Origin of the sequence: Stieleria varia (assembly GCF_038443385.1) — a bacterium.
Taxonomy (GTDB): domain Bacteria; phylum Planctomycetota; class Planctomycetia; order Pirellulales; family Pirellulaceae; genus Stieleria; species Stieleria varia.
In genome coordinates this window covers 5407831-5428974 of the sequence record NZ_CP151726.1, presented here as the reverse complement: position 1 = coordinate 5428974, position 21144 = coordinate 5407831, and the positions used below count along the sequence as shown (strand labels likewise).

Sequence of the window (21144 nt, the reverse complement as noted above, 5' to 3'; positions counted from 1 at the left end):
CTAGCTCTCGCCTCCATCGTTTCTGGCTCCCCTCTCCCCTTGCGGGAGAGGGGCTGGGGGTGAGGGGGTGAGCGCTCGCAAATACGCGTCGATCGCATCAAGCACCCCACGCATGTCCAAGTCAACTTGTTTGCCCGTGAATCGCAATACGTGAATGCCTTGCGATTGCATCCAACGATCCCGGGCCGCATCGTATAGTTTGCCTTCGTTCGTGAAATGGTCCTTACCATCAATCTCGATCACCAGTCGCGCGTCGGGGCAAAAGAAATCTGCTGTATAGATTCCGAGCGGTTGCTGGCGTCGAAATTTGAATCCAAGACGCTGGCGGTTGCGGAGGAGTTGCCAGAGATCGTGCTCGTACGTGTTGCCCGATTTGCGTTGCTCGCGAGCGAAATCGATTGGGTTGAGTTTTTTATTCATGGCTCAATTCCCCCTACTCCTTCTTCATCCTTCAACAGTTGATTCATCTCGGTTTCGATCTCGTCGATGCTGGGGAGACTTGATGCGAGATTTTGTGGGAGCGCGCGGGTGAGCTCGTAATCGGCGACGCCGATCGGCTTTTGGATGTCTCGCAACGAATACTCGGCGATCACTTCATTCTTGGTCTGGCACAGAATCAAACCGATGGTGGGTGCGTCGTGCGGGTGACGCAGTACGTCGTCGACGACAGAACAATAGAAATTCATCTTGCCCGCGTACTCCGGCTTGAAGTTGCCGACCTTCAAATCGACCACCACAAAGCATCGTAGGTGCAGATGATAAAACAGCAGATCCAAGTAGTAGTCCTGATCGCTGAGCGTCAGTTCGTATTGACGACCGACAAACGCAAAGCCTCGGCCGAGTTCCAGCAGAAACTTTTGGACGTGATCCAGTAGTCCGGTTTCCAACTCTCGCTCGTGGAACGGCTCTTCGATCGTCAGGAAATCGAACAGATACGGATCCTTTAGCAGTCCCTGCGCCAGACTCGCGTGGGCTTCCGGTAAAGTATTGGCGAAATTCGTGATCGCGGTCCCCTGCCGCAGGTGAGCTTCCTGCCTGATCTGCTGTATCAGCGTGTCGCGGCTCCAGCCCTGCTGCAGCGTTTGACGTGCGTACCAGACCCGCGTGGGAAGATGCTTGATTTTTTGCATCAAGATGACGTTGTGCGCCCAACTTAGTTTCGTCACGGCACTCAACACGACCACGTCGGCCTGGGATAGTGCGACAGAGGGCGTTTTCGGCTCGTTGGTCAATTGGGCAACGGCCCGTTGCCCAATTGAAGTCTGCTCCGGCATGCTCTGCGCTGGGGCAACGGACCGTTGCCCAAATAGGACCAGAAGGGGATACGTATGGAAGAACTGAACCATCAGTTTGAGATTTCGGGCGGAAAACCCCTTTTCCTCGGGCAATTCGTTTTTTAGGTCCGTAGCGAGTTTTTGCAACACGCCCGCTCCCCACCCCGCAGCCTCCTGTCGGGCAGCGATCATCCGACCGATGTCCCAATAGGTAGTGAGCATTTCCGCGTGAGCCGCCATCGCGGCTCGCTGCTGGCCCGACCGGACTCTGGCTTTGATCTCACCGAGCAGCTCGGGGTAGGAGAAAGTTGAATGATGAATGTTGAATGGTGAAGACTTGGAGTTGGTGTCTTTCTTCACCACCGCTCTTTTCTTCGTTTTATCATTCATCATTCAACCTTCATCCTTTCCCAATAGCGCAGCTTCAAGTTGTGCTTTCAGCTGGCCGCGAGTGTCGGCGATCTGCTGGAGCAGGCTTTCGTACTCGGGCAACAACGTGTCGACGTCGCCGGGGCCTTCGTCGCTGTTGTGCGGGTTTTTCAAGTCGAGATTGAAGTTGCCCGCCTTGATGTCGTCGATTGAGACTCGCCACGCGAACTCGTTTTCCTTTCGCTTGCTGTAGCGGCCCTTCTTGTCGGGCTTGCCCCACCATTTCTTTTCGGGTGCAAACTCTTCGATGCGAATCGGCTTGGTCTTGTTGTAGCTCTTGGCGCCCTCGGGATACGGATGCTCGTAATACCAAACTTCGGTCGTCAGTTGGCCCTTGGTGAAGAACAGCAGATTGGTCCGAATGCTGGTGTAGGGAGCGAACACGCCATTGGGCAGACGAAGAATCGTGTGCAGATTGCAGTCGGCCAGCAGTGACTCTTTGATCCGCGTCTTCACGCCTTCGCCGAACAACGTGCCATCGGGGAGAACCAAACCGGCTCGACCACCGGGCTTGAGCACTTTCATCAGCAGGACCAGAAAGAGATCGGCCGTTTCCCGCGTCCGGAACTCGGCGGGAAAGTTGGCTTCGATGCCGTCCTCTTCCATGCCACCGAATGGCGGGTTGGTCACGATGCAATCGACGCGTTCCTTGGGTCCCCAGTCTCGCAAGGGGCGGGCGAGCGTGTTGTCGTGACGAACGTTGCTGGGAACGTCGATGCCGTGCAGCAGCAGGTTGGTCATGCACAGGATGTGCGGCAGGTGTTTCTTCTCGATGCCCGAAAAGCATTCCTGGATGGTTTTTTCGTCCTGTTCATTCTTGGCTTGCTTGCGAAGGTGTTCGATGGCACAAGTGAGAAAGCCGCCAGTGCCGCAGGCGGGGTCCATGACGGTTTCGCCGAGTTGCGGATTGACTTGATCGACGATGAACTGCGTGACGGCTCGGGGCGTGTAGAACTCGCCTGCGTTGCCGGCTGATTGCAGATCGCGGAGCAGTTGTTCGTAGATGTCGCCGAACATGTGGCGATCGTCGGAGGCATTGAAGTCGATGGTGTTGATTTTGTTGATGACTTGCCGCATCAACGTGCCGTTCTTCATGTAGTTGTTGGCGTCCTCGAAGACCATGCGGATCAGACCGGAGATCTTGTCGGCGCTGCCCGATAGCGATTTAAGTTTGGAGAGCAGGGTGTTGTTGATGAAGTCAAGCAACGCGTCGCCGGTGATGCCTTCGTCGTCTTTGGCCCAGTTGGACCAGCGAAGATGTTTGGCGAGCGGCGAGCGGTAATTGTCTTGCAGGAGTTCCATTTCCTGCTCGCGGTCATCGAAGATTTTCAGAAAGAACATCCAGCCGAGTTGCTCCAGTCGCTGCGCGTCACCGTAGGTGCCCGCGTCCTTGCGCATGATGTCTTGGATGGATTTGACGATTCCTGAGATGTTTGACATGGGTTATGCAGCTTCCGAATACAACGCGTTTTCCAATTCGCGGATTGCCGCGAGGTAGGCATCTTTGCCACCGAATAGTTTGATGATCTCGACCGGCGTTCCGAGCCCGCTGATCGGTTCGACCTTGAGGATGTCCATCGATTCAACGCTTCGAAGTCCGCCGTCGGAATACTTTTCAAGCAGCGCTTCCAGGACCGACTTGGCCTTGTCTCCGTACTTGGTGAACACGTCGCGTTTCTTGACGTTGTCCGCCCGCTCTTTTCTGGTAAGCGGCGGCTTGTCGAAGGCGATATGGCAGATCAGATCGAATGCGTCATAGTCGCGACCCACCTGATCGGCCAGCTCATCGAGGAAAACACCTTTGGATGCGAGTTCTTCGAGAACGACTTGTTTACGGTCGGCAGTGGTCCATGCAGAAAGGAATCCATCGAGAGACTGGTACTCGGATAGAACCGTCTTTCGTGAGTAGTCTTTGAGGGACTCGGTGATCAAGCGACCGCTGGAATCGAGGTATTGAACTCGCTCGGTGGCGACCAGAACCTCCACGTTGTCGACGTAGTACTTGACCGCAGGCTGGCTACTGCCGCTTCCGTTGCCATCACCGTCGATGATGTAGTCGCCGCCGTCTTCATTGACTTCGTCGCTATCGTCTGCATCGTCAGGTGGCACGACGCTGTCGCCCTCATCGGGTTCGTAGATCTGAACGGGATCGCCATCGAAGTCGGGGTCTGCGAACAGGGCCGTGGCCCGCTTGAAATCCATGATCGTGAAATACAGTTTTCCAAAGTCCTCGTTGATACGCGTTCCGCGTCCGATGATCTGTTTGAATTCCGTCATCGAATTGATGCGACGATCGAGGACGATCAGCTGGCAGGTCTGTGCGTCGACACCCGTTGTCATCAGTCGAGAAGTGGTCGCAATCACCGGATAGGTCGATTCGGGATCGATAAAATTGTCGAGTTGAGCTTTACCCTCGTCGTTGTCTCCAGTGATCCGCATCACGTACTTATTGTTCGCCGCGGCCAGATCCGGATTTGCGTTGACGAGGGCTTGCCGCATGCGTTCTGCGTGATCGATGTTTTCGCAGAATACGATGGTCTTTGCGTAGCGATCGTTGGCTTGCAGAAACTCGGTAATTTTTGCTGCGACCTGCTCCGTTCGCTTTTCCAGAATCAGGTTGCGGTCGTAGTCACGTTCGTTGTATTCGCGGTCCTCGATGAGGTTCCCGTACTTGTCTGCTTGGCCCACTGTTGGACGCCAGCCATCAAGATCCTTATCGAGCCCGATTCGCACGACTTTGTACGGCGCGAGGAAACCGTCCGAGATGCCTTGACGCAGCGAGTAGGTGTAAATCGGGTCACCGAAGTATTCGATGTTGGAAACGTCTTTCGTTTCCTTGGGCGTCGCGGTGAGGCCGATTTGCGTCGCCGCTGAAAAGTATTCCAGAATTTGTCGCCACGCCGAATCGTCTGCCGCACTTCCTCGGTGGCATTCGTCGATGATGACCAGATCGAAAAAGTCGGGAGAGAACTGCTTGTATAAATGAGATTCTTCTTCAACACCTGTCACTGCTTGATATAACGAAAGGTAAATCTCGTAAGACTTGTCGATTTTGCGGTCATGTGACACGCCGCTGGGCAAGATGATCTTCTTGCCATCGTTGGCTTCGATCGTGTTATTTCGAGCACTTAATTTGCACATTGCAGACTTAAACGGCTTGAAGTCGCCGATCATTGTCTGGTTAGCCAGGATATTGCGATCGACGAGGAAGAGAATCCGTTTCTTGGTTCCGGACTTCCAGAGTCGCCAGATGATTTGAAACGCCGTGTAGGTCTTTCCAGTACCCGTGGCCATGACGAGCAGGATGCGATCGTCGCCACGCGCGATCGCTTCGACGGTTCGGTTGATTGCGTTGAGTTGGTAATAACGCGGTGCCTTGTCGCTGCCGTCATCGTAGTACGGTTCAGTGGCAATCGATTCCTGTTCAGAGGAATAGCCCTTTGCAGCGCAATAACGCTGCCATAACTCCTCCGGAGATGGAAACTGATCGAGCGGGATCTCACGAGTTACCACTCCGCTGGTCGCCGTTCGGTCGTGCTCCAAGAACGCATCGCCGTTTGAACTGTAAGCGAATGGAACGTCCAGCATCTCGGCGTATTCCAACGCTTGCTGCATCCCATCGCCGACGCCGTGATTGTTGTCTTTGGCTTCGACAACCGCGATCGGTATGTTGGGTTTGTAGAAAAGTAGGTAATCCGCTTTTTTGGACTCTCCGCGCTGGACGGTCTTTCCGCGCACGATGACCCGACCGCGAGTGAAGTGGTATTCTTCGCGAATCTGAGTCATCACGTCCCATTTTTCACCGTTCGCTCCGACGATCGCGGGCGTGATGAATTTGGTCCGTATGTCCGTTTCGGTAAGCTTCTTTTTGTCCACGCGCTGCGTCTTAGGATGTCACTTTGCTTTCCTGCGGGTCGTCGTCTTGTCGTTCACTGGCTTGGCTGTTTGATTCAAGAACGCTTCCAGATCACATCGCCGAAACAAACGATAGCCGTTGGCTGGATTGCGATGCATTCGGATCTCGCCTCTCGCTGCCCATTTGCGGAGCGTGTTCTGAGCCACGCCAAGGATTTCTGCAGCCTCTGCTGTTTTCACGTAATCGGTAAGTTTGGTCATCGGTCGAATGCCTCCGCCCCGTGTTCGATAGTACCCTCTCTATCCTATCAAACTCTGCACGCCTGCGATATGCTCCCGTGGTTCGCAACAAGCCAGAGGGTACGCAGTGACTGCACCAACAGCCAAGACGATTCAGATCTTCCTGCCGAACGGCGAACCACGCGGCATTCGTATCGCCGAGATCACGACGCGGATCGTCAAAGCAGTTCTGATTCCTCGGAGCGATTTACCCCAAGGCAAGCTTCGCAAAGAACTCGACCTGCCAGGCATCTATTTTCTGTTCGGCGAAGATGAGGACGGTGCGAAGCCGATCGTTTACATCGGCCAGACCGAAGATGCTCGCAAGCGACTCGATAGCCACAACAAGACGAAGACGTTTTGGAAGACCGCCATCTTCTGTGTTTCGAAGACGCAGAACTTCACGCAGGCCCACATTCGATACTTGGAGTGGTACTGCATGCAGCGAGCGAAGGAGGTGGCCCGCTATACGCTCGACAACGGTCAAGTGCCTGAGAATTCGACCTACGTTCCCGAGCCAATGGAAGCCGAGTTACTGGATGTCTTTGAAACCGTGAGCACGTTGGTTTCAACGCTTGGGTATCCGGTGTTTGAACCGTTAGCGAAATCGAGCGCGAGTACGATCAGCTTCTACTGCCGTGGTGGAGGTAGCGAAGGCAAAGGCGAGCTCGTCGAAGATGGTTTCGTTGTTCACGAAGGAAGCAAAGCACGCATGGAGGTCGTGACGTCAGCCATAAATTCCGTGACACCCCAACGCGAGAAGTTGCTTGCTGCTGGCGTGATCGAAGAACGAAATGGCGAATTCGTTTTCACGCAAGACTACCTCTTCACTTCGCCTAGCACCGCTGCGGCCGTTGTTCTCGGCCGAACCGCGAATGGCTGGGTTGAATGGAAAGACAAGGCGGGCGCGACGCTAAGCGAGGTTCATCGCGATACGGACGACGGCGAAGAACTGGCCGACGAGGCGTAGCGACGCTGGAGTCGTTTAAAGAAACGAGCCATCTATCCAACCAGCCAATGTGCCCGCGACGTCGCCGAAGTACGGGCGTTTCGCGGCAATCTCTATCGACGGTTGGCCAGCGTTTTTTGCGGCGTTTTCGCGCGTGAAAAAGTTTCTGGAATTGTGGCGAGACAGCGCTGGATGTGTTTCCGAACCTTAGGTAACTGTGCGGTCCCGTTGGCCACGGTAGCCAACGCGGAACAACGAAACGCCCAACAACGGGAACACAAACATGGCTACCAAGAAGACCGGATGATCTACCAGATCACGCTCTATTGGACCGACGGTGGCCCACGCAAATGGCGTTTCCAACGCGGCACAATCCGCCTCGGTAGCAGTTTGCGCCTACTGGCTAGTTCTACGAGAAGAAACTTTGCAATAAGATTGCACCGAACAGCTCACGAGGATTCTCACCACAACGTAAGTACACTGCACGTTACACTCAGTTCGCTTGGAAAGATTCACTGGATACTCGGGTAGCAAAATGCGTCCTCTTCTCACTTTCCTTTCGCTGGCCGTGGGATGGTTCTTGTCGTCAGCAGCACGCGGCGACGACACTGACTTTGTCATTGTCGGCTATCTGCCGGATTATCGGGTAGCGAGCATTGATCCCGAGCGTCTCAAACCGTTGACCGATTTGGTGTATTTCAGCCTCCGGCCGACAGCGGACGGTGGACTTGATGGTCAAAACATACCACCCGCTACGCTCAAGACACTTCATGAAATCAAACGGATTGCCAAGTGCAGACTCTTGATTTGCGTCGGTGGCTGGGAACGCAGCGATGGGTTTGCGGAGATGGCGAAATCAGATGAGGCACGCAGACGATTTGTGGCAGAGCTACGTCTGTTTTGCCAGCGGAATGATTTCGATGGCGTGGACTATGACTGGGAGCATCCGCGCGACGATGGGGAGCGTGCCGCCTACTCACAATTGATCGCCGATACGAAGGAGGCCTTTCGTCAGCCAGGATACTCGGTCACTGTCGCTCAAGCCGGGTGGCAAGACCTCGGCAAAGCGACCTATGCAGCGCTCGATCGTGTTCACTTGATGTCGTACGACCACGATTTTCCGCAAGCGACCCTCGCGAAAGCAACAGAGGATGTCGAACGCTTGATCCAGTGGGGCTGTCCGGCAGAAAAGATTGCAATGGGTTTGCCATTCTATGGACGCAACCGAGAGGGCGCTGCAAAAACATACCAGGAACTCGTCATTCTCCCATCGGCGAAGAGTGGTTCGGACACCGTGAACGGATTCGCTTTCAATAGCGAATCGACCGTGACAAACAAGGTCAAATGGGCCGCGGACAAACAGCTTGCCGGTGTGATGATCTGGGAGGTTGGCCAGGATGCCAGCGATCCTCGACGTTCGCTGCTCCAGGCGATCAGCCGAACCGCGTTGTCGCTGTGAAGCATTTTGTTTGCTGAAAGCGAGGCATACCAGTACGAATCGCTAGCCCGGACTATTCATGCGACTCACTACAGTCTTCGCAATACATTTGCAAGAAACGGTTTACGCGGATTGGCACGGAAACAGGCTGCGCATATCAGCCGCCACGCGATAGCGTCCGGTTCTCACGCCTGTAATCGGGAACCGGACGCTATCGCGTGCCGGCTAATGAATAATCCGGGCTAGGAGTGAGTCGCCAAATTCACTCGCTTGCGCTTCGTGCTGGTAATTTCGACTGTCGAAACGCTTCACAGCGTCCCCGCATCAGGTGAAAAGATTTCTCTTCCGTTGACTTGAGTGTAGGGAGCGGCATTCCGTTTGCACTGGTTGACCCTTCGTACGGTTTACACGTGCAACAGATTGCTTTTTAGCCTCCAACGAGAGATAAGACATGTCCACGACCACCAGCGGGAACGAATCACCGAGTCGTTTGAAACCAGGCGAACTGAAAGAGCTTGCAGAGACAACCGCATCGCCATGCGTGTCGATTCTCATGCCAACTCACCGTTCAGGGCCCCAAACACAGCAGGGTGCGATCCGTTTCAAGAATCAGTTCGCGAAGGCGAAGCAGCTGCTGGAGGAAGGAGGACACGATTGTTCGATCCTCGACCCCATTGAGTCGCTTTCAACCAACCTTGAGTTTTGGCAGCATTGTGGAGAGGGACTTGCGATTTACCTGACTGCGGACCATTGTCGCTTGGTCCAATTGCCCAGTTCGGTCGACGAGCATGTTTGCGTTGGTGATTCGTTTTTTCTGCTGCCTCTCGTAGGTCAGCAGGATGCCGATCAGAGTTTCTTTGTCCTTTCATTGACTTGGGATGAGGCAAAGTTGTATCGGTCGCGTGACGGCAAGCTTGAATTGGTGGAGACAGAATCGCTGCCGGCCAAGTTTCATGATCTTGTACTGCCTCGTGATCCCGAGGAAAGTTTGCAGAACACCAGTCATCGCAACTCGATCAACAACGCTGGACCGTCGACCGCGATGTTCCACGGTCATGGCGAAGGAGAAGACAAGATCAATGCCGATCGTGACCAGTATCTGTCGCTTGTCGGGGAACAGGTGTCGGGAGCGATGTACAATCTGGGGATACCGTTGGTGATCGCAGCGACCACTGAAGTCGCTGGGCATTTTGAATCGACCACGGACTGCACCGCCGACGCGAAAGTGGAGGGTAGCCCGTCTCAGTGGACCGACAAAGAGCTTCATGACCGAGTCCAGGACGTCGTCGCCAAACAGTTGACGAAAGACAACGCTGATCAAGTCGAGCGATTTGGCACGGCAGTTGCGCAGTCCAAGGGTTCTTGTGACATCAGTGAGATAACGGAAGCAGCCGAGACCGGTCGCGTCGACACGGTAATGCTGAGTAGTGAAATCGCCACTTCAGATCGCGTAAGCGCGGATCAAGCAAATGCAGTTCTCTGTCAGACGTTGCAGCATGGCGGAGAAGTGTTTTGCTGCCCGGCCGATCAGGTGCCGTTTGATTCAGGCATCGCAGCAGTCTTTCGATACTGAGATGCGAGCCGTTGATGGTATGTGCATCGTTCCAATATTAGCCGCCACGCGATAGCGTCCGGTTCTTACGTAGTTGCTATGGAGATCGGCGCTACCCCGCTGCGGGTGATGCGTGATCCGGGCTAGCCCGGATTATTCCTAACCCGACGCGTAAGCGAGGGATACTCGGTAAATCCCTCGCTTGCGCATCGGGTTATGAAAAGCAGACTGCAATTGCCAGCGATGTCACAACTCATTGCCGAGAATCTGTTTGCGCTAGGGTCAGTCATCCGCATGAATAATCCGGGCTAGGAAGAGAGAATTCTGGCGAATCCCATTACCGGGGTGTCGTCGATTCAGAACAACTGGAGCCGAGAGAAGAATGATGAGCATCAACACAGAGAAGACGACTGAATCACGAAGTCGAGCCACCAATGGCTTCATGCGTGCCACGGTCTACGACGATTACGGCGATGTCGACGTGCTGCACATCGCGGAGATACCGATACCTGATCGACTGCCCGGGCAAGTGCTGATTGAGGTCGCGGCGTCGAGTGTCAATCCGATTGACTATCGACTGCGATCCGGCGAAATGAAGGGATTGTTGCCGTTCGGTTTCCCCCGAGTGCCCGGCTACGATGTCGCGGGGACGATCGCCGATTGTGCTGACGATGCTCCGTTCCAAAAAGGAGATCGCGTGATGGCATTTCTCGATCACGCTCGTGGCGGGGCATGTGCCGATTTCGCCGTATGCGCTATTGATGTCGCCGCAAAGCTGCCTGAGTCGATGCCGTTTGACGAAGCGGCAGCCATCCCCTTGGCGGGCACGACGGCGCTGCAGTCTCTGCGCGATCACGGCAAAATTGAGAAGGGAGAGCGAGTGCTGATCAACGGAGCGAGCGGTGGTGTTGGTGCGTTTGCGGTACAAATCGCGAAAGCGTATGACACCCACGTGACGGCCGTTGCGAGCGGAGAAAATGAATCTTTCTGTCTCAGTTTAGGGGCGGATCGATTCATCGACTACGAAAAGTTTGACTTCACCAAGTCGGTCGAGCAATGGGATTTGGTCTTCGACGCGGCTGGCAAGTCAGGTTACTTGGATGTGAGAGAAGTCTTGAGTGAAGGCGGTCGATACGTTTCGACGGAGCCGGATGTTTCTGGAATGCTGATGACGTTGCTGACATGGCCGCTGTCGAAGTCTGGAACAGTGATGCTGGCCAAACCGAAGGCGGATGACCTTCGCGAGATCATCCGGTTGTACGAACTTGGAAAACTGCACGTGACGATTGACAGCCGGTTTTCATTGACCGATGTGGCCGCCGCCCATCGCCGAGTCGAGAACGGAGTCGGACGAGGAAAAGTGGTTTTGGTCAGAGACTAGATTGGAATGATTCAGACGGAACTGGGCTGTTCAAAAATCGGGGTTGTGGCACAGCGACGCTCCGCAGGTTTCTGTCACCTCTCTCAACGCAGGAGACTGCTGATTTAGTGAGCCGTGACAAGCGGCCCGGCCTAGCCCGTCATCAGCCGCCACGCGATAGAGAGCGTCCCGCTTAGAAAGTAGATCGCACCAGCCATTTTTCTCGTCTTTACTTGCAGGACGCGCAAGCGAGTGAATCGTCTTTTTGTGCTTCTATTCACTCGCTTGCGCTGCGTGCTGGTATTTTGTTTGAGATTCAACGTGAAACCATGCGTTCTAAGCGGGACGCTCTCGATAGCGTCCGGTTCCCGAATGCAGGCGTGAGAACCGGACGCTATCGCGTGGCAGCTGATATGAGCAGGCTGTTTCCGTATTTGCCACCGGCTTGTTGAATCAACTTAAATTCCCGCGCGGATTTCTCGATATTCGCGTAGCATGACCCAGGCGGTGAGCGCCATCGCGGCAATGGCCGTTTGTGGTGTCCAGCAAATGAAAACTCCCATCAGGACTTTGTCGAACGCCACATCCAATGCGACACCCAAAGTGATCGTGACCGCAATCAAAATCACCGTGGCTGGCGCGATGATGGCGACTCGCTGCTGCCACGAAAACCCGCGAGGCAAGAACGCGACCAACACCAACGCTATCGGCCCGAGCGCGTACACCGCCGCCAGGACCTCTACCCGTGGCGTGAAGTAACGTACGGTCGCTGCCGCGAGCGCAGCCAGCACCGTGGTCACCATCAGTCCCCGAAGTGAGAATTGAAGACGCACTTCGCGATGCTCGGTACCTGATCCGGCAAGACGGTTCATGATCTCGTTGAGTGTTCGGCGATTGATCGCTGCGAACGCTCCGATGATGACGCCGAGTCCGATCCCGGCGGCAGCGTTGATGGCGAAAGCCGTCTTGTTCATCGCGTGTGAACCATACCCTCCGCCTTCTTCCCAAACCTGCAACGGAAACCCGATCGCTTCGTCAGCCGGTTCCATCACACCCAACAAACTGCCCCAACCCTGAGAGCGAAAGAAGAACGACAACGCATTGGCGGTGCCCAGTATCAGGACTCCCATCACCAAACCGCGAAGAATCCAGGAGAATGCCGCGTCGTTGGTGTATGGCCCCGGTGTTGCCGTGCTTCGCGTATGCGTATCGGCGGCGTGTGCACATTCAGGACCGTTTGGGTCCGTTTCATCAGCAGGCTGCATGGCACATAACTCCTGATTCGATGCGTCGAGACCGCGGCGTGCCGTTTCGCAGGGAGCCCGCTCGCGACGAAAATCAGCGGACGTGATGAACGGACAACGATGAGATTGACGAGAATTGTACTACGAACCGTTCAGCGTTTTGGTTCCCGTTTAGCAGCAATACCGTTCAACAAAGCAATCGGCTGTGGCGTTTTCGTTTAAACGGCAACCGAAGGCGACGCTATATGGAAAACTGCCTACCCTGCGGGCACGGGTTAAACGAATGTGGAACGGTACTGCATTTAGCGGAACAGTGAAATCTTGATCAACCGCCAGACAAACAGCATCACGCCCATCAAGCCGACGATCGACAAGCCGAGCCATAGCAGTACCGGCCCCATCAATGCCAAGTTCGGCATCAACCAGTGCGTGGACACTTGGTCCCAGAAAAAGATTGTCAGCAACGCGCCGGCACAAAGGTACGGGCCAAACGGAACACGCGATTCCCGTGTGATGATGAAATAAACCAACACGATCGCAATGGCAGCCATCGGGGCGAGAAAGAACGCGATCACGGACGCTTGCCAGCCCAGGAAGGCGCCGATCATCGCCATCAAGGTCACGTCGCCAAAACCCATCGCTTCCACACGCATCGCCAACGAAGCCACGATTCGGATCGCCCACACAATTCCTCCGCCGACCGCCAACCCAACCAGGGAGCTGAGCAGACCGTGCCATGCATCGCCACCGATTCCCCAGACGATCCGGACCGCGATCAAGCCGACGATCCACATGACCAAGAGAGGTTTCCAAGTCGGATAGCGAACCAGGCCGGCAAAAAAGAACTCGACGGCTTTCCGCAGACCTCGACGCAAAATCAATCGACGGTCCGCCAAGGCAAAACACCAGAGAGTCCAAATGGCCAGCCCTGTCCAAAGTCCTTGAGCGGAAAACCATTTTGCATCCGGTGGCGGTATCGGAATCTCAAAGGTGGTCGGATACCACAGCACACGATTGGCCGCAGCGTTGAAGGTTGCTGTCGGCAGGAACCAGAACAGGGAGCAGGATGCCAGAGTCAACGCCAAGAGCGTGCCCGGAATCGTGATGATGTCAGGGATCGTTTGCTCGTCAAAGTCGATGAAGGTGGCTGCGACCATCAGCGTCAGCAACAGCAAGTGACCGAAAAAGATCTGTGTCCCCCACGGTTCAAACTGAGCCAACGAGGCGGGATTTCGGAATGCGCCGGGCAGCAACAGACCGGTCTGCGACTCGAACCAATACAGTCCTGGGACCGCCACAGCCATCGCCAATTCGATCAGCATTGGGCGCACCCAAAACCCTTTTCCGTGAAGCTCCGACTCACGGCTCATGCCCAGCCAGCCCAGAATGGGCACCCGGTCCAATGCTGTGCGTCGAGTCGCTGCTGGATGAAGGACACCCCACGGCCCGATCGGGCGAGGATTGAACAGGCACCAGCGGTGGATCAGGTGATTCGCCGCCGCCCCCAGCCCGGCTCCGACGACCGCAAGGATCGCGATCCGCAAAACCATTGAAATCGTCATCCACCACGCAATCACTGTTTTTGTCCGTTGATCGAGGTTTTGGGGCTCCAGCTTCTCTATCTTCGGCCGAATCAACGGGGGGCGATAGGCGGCTGCAAAAGTCTTTCATTGACGATTTGAATTGCCACCGTTAAAGTATAGCGGTGCGAAAGATCCCGTTGCGGGGCTTTCGAACATCCCCGCCTGCCCTTTCTGGGCTACCTTCACTGATCGGTTGTTGGTGTTGGATTGGCGTTGTCAGACCAAAACGTTCCCATCGGGCTTCATCGCTCCCACGGACGGCTTGATCTGCTTCGCAGGAAAACGATCAAGCTCTCACCGTCGCGACCGAATCACCGGTGGAACGATTCCGTTCCCACCAGGTTCTATCTGTGTTTGCACTCAACGCACATCGACGCTTACTCTGCAAGTCGTTGGTTTTTGGTTTGGCGCTTTGTTTGGCCAACGTCTCCCGGGCGGACCAGTCTCCCGAGGACGCCCCCAAGGACTTGGCAGCTGACTCGGCCAAAGTCAGTTATCACGACGACGTGTTGCCGATCTTTCGACGCCAGTGCTTGGGATGCCACCAGGGAGCCAAGCAGCAAGGCGAATACTTGATGACGGATTTTGCCGCCCTGTTGGCTGGCGGCGAGTCGACGAAAGCGGCGATCGTACCCGGCAAACCATCGGAAAGCTATTTGCTCGATCGTATCAAAGTCGTCGATGGTGTCGCCGAGATGCCCGAACCGCCGGCGAAACCACTGAGCGAACCCGAGATAGAAACCATCACCCGCTGGATCGAACAAGGTGCGGTGAACGACTCGCCCCAATCTGATGGCCCCGCATTCAGCAGTGACAACCCACCAGTCTACAACGCACCCGCGGCAACGACCTCCATCGACGTCTCAGCGGACGGAATGTGGCTTGCGGTCGCGGGCTATCACGAAGTCCTATTGATCGATATCGCATCCGGCAAACTGGCGCACCGATTGGTCGGCATGAGCCCTCGAATCAACTCCGTGCGTTTCTCGCCTGATGGCAAACGATTGGCGGCTGTTGGCGGAACCCCAGCGGTTGCAGGCGAAGTACAGATTTGGGAAGTCGAATCGGCGGAGCTATCACTATCCACACCGTACACCTACGACGCGTTGTGCGGGGCTGACTGGTCGCCCGATGGAAAGATGCTGGCCTTCGGTGCTTCGGACAACGTGGTCCGAGCAATCGACTCAACAACAGGTTTGCAAGTATTGTTTCAAGGTGCTCACGATGATTGGGTACGCGACGTCGGCTTCACCAAGGACGGCAAGCATGTGATCAGCGTCGCGCGTGACATGTCATGCAAGCTGACCGAAGTCGAAACGGAACGCTTCATCGACAACATCACTTCGATCACCCCGGGGGCACTTTCGGGAGGCTTGAACAGTGTCGATGTTCACCACGAACGAGACGAGATCGTTGTCGGTGGCGCAGACGGTGTTGCCAAAGTCTATCGTGTCTTTCGCGAAACGGCCCGCAAGATCGGTGACGACGCGAACTTGATCCGCAGCCTCCCGAAACTCAGCGGACGCATTTCCTCCGTCACCATCAGCCCCGACGCTTCGAGAATCGCAGCCGTCGCAACACTGGACGGAAAGAGCGAAGCACAGGTCTGGAAGTACGATTTCAGCGGCAAACTCGAGAATGAGATCAAGTCCATCCTCGCCAAACGTGTCGCCGATCGATCAGCGGCAGAAAATGAGAAGGTCACTGCCTATCGCGGTGGCGAAGTAGAAACACTGGCGAAAGTCACCATCGCTGACGCGGCAGCCTACGCGATTTGCGTTTCCAGCAACAACGAGTTCTTCGTCGCTTGCGGAGACGGGACCGTTCGTCATTATTCGCCGACGGGCGATTTGGTGAAATCCATTTCTTCGCTGCCCTCCAAAGTCGCGTCGGTTGCCGTTGCCCATCCGAGATTCGATCCGAATCAATGGCAAGACGCTTTGCCGGAAGTTGGTTCCACACCCAAACCCGATGCCTCTACTATCAACGGGATCAGCGTGTACCCAGAGTCCGTTGAGCTCGATTCGCCCTATGCCTATTGCCAACTGATCGTCACTGCAACCACGGAGGCGGGTGACCGCATCGATGTCACACGTGATTGCCAGTTTCAGGCACCGCAATGGCTCAGCGTGAACGCAGCGGGATTGATTCGCCCCAGCGGCAATGGTTCCGGCGAGATCACGGTTCAGTTTGGCTCGCATCAGCAAAAGATTGTTTCGGCGGCCACCAATGTCAGCGATGCCGGACCGGAGACGGGCGCGGTGGATTTTGTACGCGACGTGAACCCGATCCTGAGCCGATTGGGTTGCAACCAAGGAACCTGCCACGGGGCGCAAAAGGGCAAGGCGGGATTCAAGCTTTCGCTCCGCGGTTACGATCCGATCTTTGATCTGCGAGCGTTGACGGATGACTTGGCCGCTCGTCGTATCAATCCTGCGGCACCCGAACACTCGCTGATGCTGCGCAAGCCACTCGGCTTGACGCCGCACGAAGGTGGTTCGTTGATGGTCCAGGGCGATCCCTATCATGCCGTGTTGCAACGCTGGATCGCGGACGGCAGTCAATTGAATCTGGAGACACCGCGTGTCAGCCAACTGGAGATCTTTCCGATCAACCCCGTCGTTCAAACCATCGGCATGCAGCAACAGGTGCGTCTGATTGCACACTATGCCGACGGGACAAAACGTGACGTGACGCGCGAAGCCTTCATTGACAGTGGCAACTCCGAAGTCGCGACGGCGGCCAAAGGCGGTTTGTTGACCTCCGTACGACGTGGTGAAGCTCCGATTCTGGCACGCTACGAAGGCAAGTACGCGGCGACGACGCTGACGGTGATGGGTGACCGCAGTGGATTTGCACAGTCCGACGTGGAAACCTGGAGTCCGATCGATGAGTTGGTCGCCGCGAAATGGGATCGTGTGAAAGTCTCCCCGAGCCCGCTGTGCGACGACGCGACTTTCCTGCGACGTGTGTACCTGGATTTGACAGGCATGCCGCCGACCAGCCAAAACGTACGAGAGTTTTTGGCCGATGAGACGCCGACGCGAGCGAAACGCGAAAAGGTCGTCGATGCTTTGCTTGCCAGCGAAGAGTACGTGGATTTCTGGACCAACAAGTGGGCCGATCTGCTGCAGGTCAATCGCAAGTTCCTGGGGGTCGAAGGCAGCACCAAGTTCCGTGATTGGATCCGCGCCGCCGTTGCCGAAAACCGACCCTACGATCAGTTTGCGCGCGATGTCCTGACGGCGTCGGGCTCGAACAACGACAACCCGGCGGCAAGCTATTACAAGGTGTTGCGGAATCCCGAAGACACGATGGAGAACACGACCCATTTGTTCCTCGGCATTCGATTCAATTGCAACAAATGCCACGACCATCCCTTTGAACGTTGGACCCAAGACCAGTACTACGAGATGGCCGCTTTCTTCGGTCGCGTCGGACTGGAAAAGGACCCCGCATCAGGCGACCGAAAGATCGGCGGAACGGCGGTCGAAGGTGCAACGCCTCTGTTCGAAAAAGTGGTTGATAAAAAAGATGGCGAGATCAAACATGCTCGCACCGGTAACGTTGTCCCCCCCGAGTTTCCCTATCCGGTCGATTACAAGACGCCTGAGGGCGACGATGTGACGCGACGCCAACAGTTGGCTCAGTGGATGACGGCACCCGACAATCCTTACTTTGCAAAGAGCTACGTCAATCGGCTCTGGGGATACTTGCTCGGCGTCGGTCTGATCGAACCGATCGATGACATTCGTGCCGGCAATCCACCCACCAATCCGAAGTTGCTGGACCATTTGGCTCAAGAGTTTGTCGAGTCTGGATTCGATACACGCCATGTCTTGCGTTTGATCTGCACCAGCCGGACGTATCAACTGAGTGTGGAAACCAATCAATGGAATGAAGACGACACGCTAAATTATTCGCACGCCTTGCCGCGACGATTGCCAGCGGAAGTCATCTATGACGCGGTTCACCGACTGACAGGCTCCGAGAGCGACATCCCCGGCATGCCCAAAGGAACCCGAGCCGCCGCGTTGACCGATTCGGGCGTCAAACTCAAGGACGGCTTCCTGCAGAACCTCGGTCGTCCGGTTCGGGAAAGCGCCTGCGAGTGCGAACGATCCAGCGATTTGCAGCTCGGCCCGATCATGGCGCTGATCGGTGGCCCGACCATCGCTTCGGCGATTGCGGACCCCAAGAACGAGCTGGAAAAGATCGTGGAGCAGCACGCCGACGATCGTGAACTCGTCAACGAGATCTTTCTGCGATCACTCGGACGTCTGCCTAGTGAGCACGAGTTCGCCGCATTCAGCCAAATCAAGCAGCAGATCGAATCCGATCATCAGTTGTTGACCGAAGAGTTGGCTGCTGCCGAAGCGCAGTGGAAGACCCGTCGCGCGGAGTTGGAATCGATCCGAGAACAGAATCTCGCCGAGACCGAACAACAGATCGTGGCACGCACCGAAGCGATCAAACCGGAGCGAGAAAAGCTGGCCAAAGAGCGGGAGGAACGAATTGCCGCTGCCAAAAAAGGAGTGGAGGAGGCGACCGCCAAGTTGGGTGAATCGGTCAAGGCTTGGGAGGCGAAGAATGCCGACGATGTGGAGTGGCATCCGCTACGCAGCGCTGCGGCAACGGCAACGAACAAAGCCGTCCTGACCCCGCAACCCGACCGCTCCATCGTTGCCAGCGGCGAGAAAGGCACGGGGGTATACACGGTGACGTATGAAACGAATCTCAAGCAGATCACCGGCTTCCGGTTGGAAGCACTCTCGGACCCGTCGCTACCGGCGAACGGACCGGGCCTGCCGCCCAACGGAAACTTCGTCGTCACGGAATTCGAAATCCAATCCGCATCGCTGAAGGAACCCAAGAAGAAGACTGCAGTCGGTATCGAAAGTGGCAAAGCGGATTTCTTGCAGGACGGGTTTACCGCCGAAGCAACCTTTGACGGCCAGAAACGAGGCAACGGTGGCTGGGCGGTCTCCGGCGCGACCGGCTCTGACCACTGGATCACTTACAAACTCAAAGAGCCGATCGCCAATGAAGACGGTGTACAGCTGACGTTCAGTTTGCATCAATTCCATGTTGCTGAACACCATCAGTTGGGACGTTTCCGCATCAGTGCCACCACGGCGACCGGCGACATCCCGCTGGGACTGTCCGAGCCACTGAGAGCCGCCGTGTCGGTACCGGCCGACAAACGCGGCGAAGAGTTAACCAAACGTTTGACCGACTACGTCTCCAAAACCGATGATGGCCTCAAAAAAGCGAACGAGAAACTCGCGGCCGCCAATCAGCCGGTCCCGGCCGACGAAGAACTGACTCGTTTGGAAAAGCGACGTGACACGCTCAAACAGCCCACGCCCGACGATCCTCGACTGGTACGATTACGTGAAGACGCCAAGTTCAGCAAAGAACAATTGGATCACGCACGTCTGACGGCCGCAGAAGATTTGACTTGGGCGCTGATCAACAGCCCCGCGTTCTTGTTCAATCACTGATTCCCATTTCCACCGATACGTTGCCGCACACTCGTACTCACACGGAGCATCCACGATGTTGTCATTCAAAGGATTTCGAGCCAAGGACCTTTGCGATCCACACTTGGCCCCGACACGCAGAACGTTCCTGCGAGTCGGCGGCTGCGGAATGCTGGGTCTGACCCTGCCGAACCTGCTGGAGCTGCAATCTGCTTCGGCCGCAAACTCCGCCGCAGGCACCTCTCAGCACGGCAAAGGGGCACCGGGTTGGGGCAAAGCCAAGAGCATCATCATGGTTTACTTGCAAGGCGGCCCGAGCCACTTGGATCTCTGGGATCCCAAGGAAAACGTGCCCGACAACGTCAAGAGTATCTTCAAACCGATCAGCACCAAGATCCCCGGCATCCAGTTCACCGAGAACCTGCCGCAATTGAGCCAGTTGAACGATCGTTTCACGATGATCCGTTCGATGTCGTACACGCCCAACGGTTTGTTCAATCACACCGCGGCGATCTATCAAATGATGACCGGCTACACGACGGACAAAGTCAGCCCGTCTGGTCAGTTGGAACCGCCATCGCCAAAGGATTTCCCAAACTTCGGCAGCAACATCATCAAGATGCGTCCGGTAGACGAGCCGATGCTGCCATTCGTGATGCTGCCTCGCCCCCTGCAAGAATCCAACGTAGTGGGCAAAGGCGGTACGGCAGGATTTCTGGGCAAGTCGTTTGATCCCTACACGCTGTATCCCGATGGCGACGATTTGGACATGTCCAAGATGAATCGCATCAAGATCGACGACCTGCGTTTGCGTCCGGAGGTATTCAGCGTTCGACTGAAACGTCGCGCACAACTACGCACGTTGTTGAATGAGCAAATGCCCGATATCAACAAAGCCGTTGAATCGTTTGAGTTGGACTCCTACTACGATCGGGCTTTGTCGCTGATCGTCTCCGGACGTGCCCGAGATGCGTTCGATCTGGACAGCGAATCCGACGCGCTGCGTGATCGTTACGGTCGCAACACGTTTGGCCAAAGCTGCTTGTTGGCGCGTCGATTGGTCGAAGCCGGAACGCGGGTCGTGGAAGTCATCTGGCCCAAGGTCGCTAACAGCGACAATCATTCTTGGGATCAGCACACCGGACTTAGCAAACGGATGAAAGATCAATCGGCGCCGATGTTGGACAGCGGCTTGTCGACTTTGCTCAGCGATTTGGATGAGCGAGGAATGCTGGAGGATACGCTCGTGGTCGCAGTGGGCGAGTTCGGACGTAGCCCTCAACGCGGTGTCAGCACCAGCGGCAACAACAACTCCGATGACGGACGCGATCACTGGCCGTATTGCTACACCGCGGTAATGGCAGGTGCCGGAACCAAGCGTGGTTACGTGCACGGCAAGAGTGATAAGACCGCATCCGCCCCGTTGGAAAATCCGGTCCACCCCGCCGAGCTGCTCGCGACGATCTATCACAGCTTTGGGATCGATCCCGAAACAATCGTCTACAACCACCTCAACCAACCGCGAGAATTGGTCAAAGCACAAGCGTTGACGCAATTGCTGTCATAGTACGTCAGCTCCAGGCTGACATACCCCAAACAGTCCACGGACGTCATGCACAGCATGACCTACCCCTGGCGCGACCATGACGATTGCGCCGGTTAGACGGCGTGGCAACGATCCCATCGTAACAGTTGTCC

At 55.8% G+C, this 21144-nt stretch carries 13 protein-coding genes; 6 read left to right on the top strand and 7 right to left on the bottom strand.

Annotation, left to right across the window (positions count from 1 at the left end; all coding sequences use genetic code 11):
* Genes Pla52nx_RS18365 through Pla52nx_RS18345 form a run of 5 tightly spaced genes read right to left on the bottom strand, consistent with a single transcriptional unit; the run spans position 1 to position 5819 of the window.
* Complete coding sequence (locus Pla52nx_RS18365; protein ID WP_146520247.1) at positions 1 to 420, bottom strand: endonuclease domain-containing protein; 420 nt, start codon at positions 418 to 420, stop codon at positions 1 to 3.
* Positions 417 to 1664, bottom strand: a complete 1248-nt coding sequence (locus Pla52nx_RS18360) for a PDDEXK nuclease domain-containing protein (RefSeq protein ID WP_146520246.1) — start codon at positions 1662 to 1664, stop codon at positions 417 to 419. The genes Pla52nx_RS18365 and Pla52nx_RS18360 overlap by 4 nt, the downstream gene beginning before the upstream one ends.
* Before the next feature lie 3 nt (positions 1665 to 1667).
* Positions 1668 to 3143, bottom strand: a complete 1476-nt coding sequence (locus Pla52nx_RS18355; RefSeq protein WP_146520245.1) for a type I restriction-modification system subunit M — start codon at positions 3141 to 3143, stop codon at positions 1668 to 1670.
* A 3-nt stretch (positions 3144 to 3146) separates the two neighbouring features.
* A complete protein-coding gene (gene hsdR / locus Pla52nx_RS18350; RefSeq protein ID WP_146520244.1) occupies positions 3147 to 5579 on the bottom strand; it encodes an EcoAI/FtnUII family type I restriction enzme subunit R in 2433 nt (810 codons plus the stop codon).
* 18 nt (positions 5580 to 5597) lie between these two features.
* Positions 5598 to 5819: a helix-turn-helix domain-containing protein gene (locus Pla52nx_RS18345; RefSeq protein WP_146520243.1), complete on the bottom strand. Its 222-nt coding sequence runs from the start codon at positions 5817 to 5819 to the stop codon at positions 5598 to 5600.
* Positions 5820 to 5925: 106 nt separating this feature from the next.
* Here Pla52nx_RS18345 and Pla52nx_RS18340 point away from each other — a divergent pair, with 106 nt between their 5' ends.
* From Pla52nx_RS18340 to Pla52nx_RS18325, 4 genes are all read left to right on the top strand, one after another.
* A complete protein-coding gene (locus Pla52nx_RS18340) occupies positions 5926 to 6807 on the top strand; it encodes a GIY-YIG nuclease family protein (protein ID WP_146520242.1) in 882 nt (293 codons plus the stop codon).
* A 514-nt stretch (positions 6808 to 7321) separates the two neighbouring features.
* Positions 7322 to 8245: a glycoside hydrolase family 18 protein gene (locus tag Pla52nx_RS18335; protein ID WP_146520241.1), complete on the top strand. Its 924-nt coding sequence runs from the start codon at positions 7322 to 7324 to the stop codon at positions 8243 to 8245.
* A gap of 430 nt (positions 8246 to 8675) precedes the next feature.
* Complete coding sequence (locus Pla52nx_RS18330) at positions 8676 to 9797, top strand: hypothetical protein (protein WP_146520240.1); 1122 nt, start codon at positions 8676 to 8678, stop codon at positions 9795 to 9797.
* Positions 9798 to 10158: 361 nt separating this feature from the next.
* Complete coding sequence (locus tag Pla52nx_RS18325) at positions 10159 to 11157, top strand: NAD(P)-dependent alcohol dehydrogenase (RefSeq protein WP_146520239.1); 999 nt, start codon at positions 10159 to 10161, stop codon at positions 11155 to 11157.
* Positions 11158 to 11594: 437 nt separating this feature from the next.
* Here the strand turns inward: Pla52nx_RS18325 and Pla52nx_RS18320 are convergent, their stop codons facing one another.
* Positions 11595 to 12401 carry a hypothetical protein gene (locus tag Pla52nx_RS18320; RefSeq protein WP_146520238.1) on the bottom strand — a complete coding sequence of 269 codons (807 nt, stop codon included), beginning with the start codon at positions 12399 to 12401 and terminating at the stop codon, positions 11595 to 11597.
* A gap of 281 nt (positions 12402 to 12682) precedes the next feature.
* Complete coding sequence (locus Pla52nx_RS18315) at positions 12683 to 13942, bottom strand: prepilin peptidase (protein ID WP_197454611.1); 1260 nt, start codon at positions 13940 to 13942, stop codon at positions 12683 to 12685.
* A 371-nt stretch (positions 13943 to 14313) separates the two neighbouring features.
* Between Pla52nx_RS18315 and Pla52nx_RS18310 the strand changes: the two genes are divergently transcribed.
* Both Pla52nx_RS18310 and Pla52nx_RS18305 read left to right on the top strand, forming a co-directional pair.
* Positions 14314 to 19467 carry a DUF1549 domain-containing protein gene (locus tag Pla52nx_RS18310; protein ID WP_231742002.1) on the top strand — a complete coding sequence of 1718 codons (5154 nt, stop codon included), beginning with the start codon at positions 14314 to 14316 and terminating at the stop codon, positions 19465 to 19467.
* Positions 19468 to 19522: 55 nt separating this feature from the next.
* Positions 19523 to 21013, top strand: coding sequence for a DUF1501 domain-containing protein (locus Pla52nx_RS18305; protein WP_146520236.1), 1491 nt, complete (start codon positions 19523 to 19525; stop codon positions 21011 to 21013).
* Positions 21014 to 21144 lie beyond the last annotated feature (131 nt).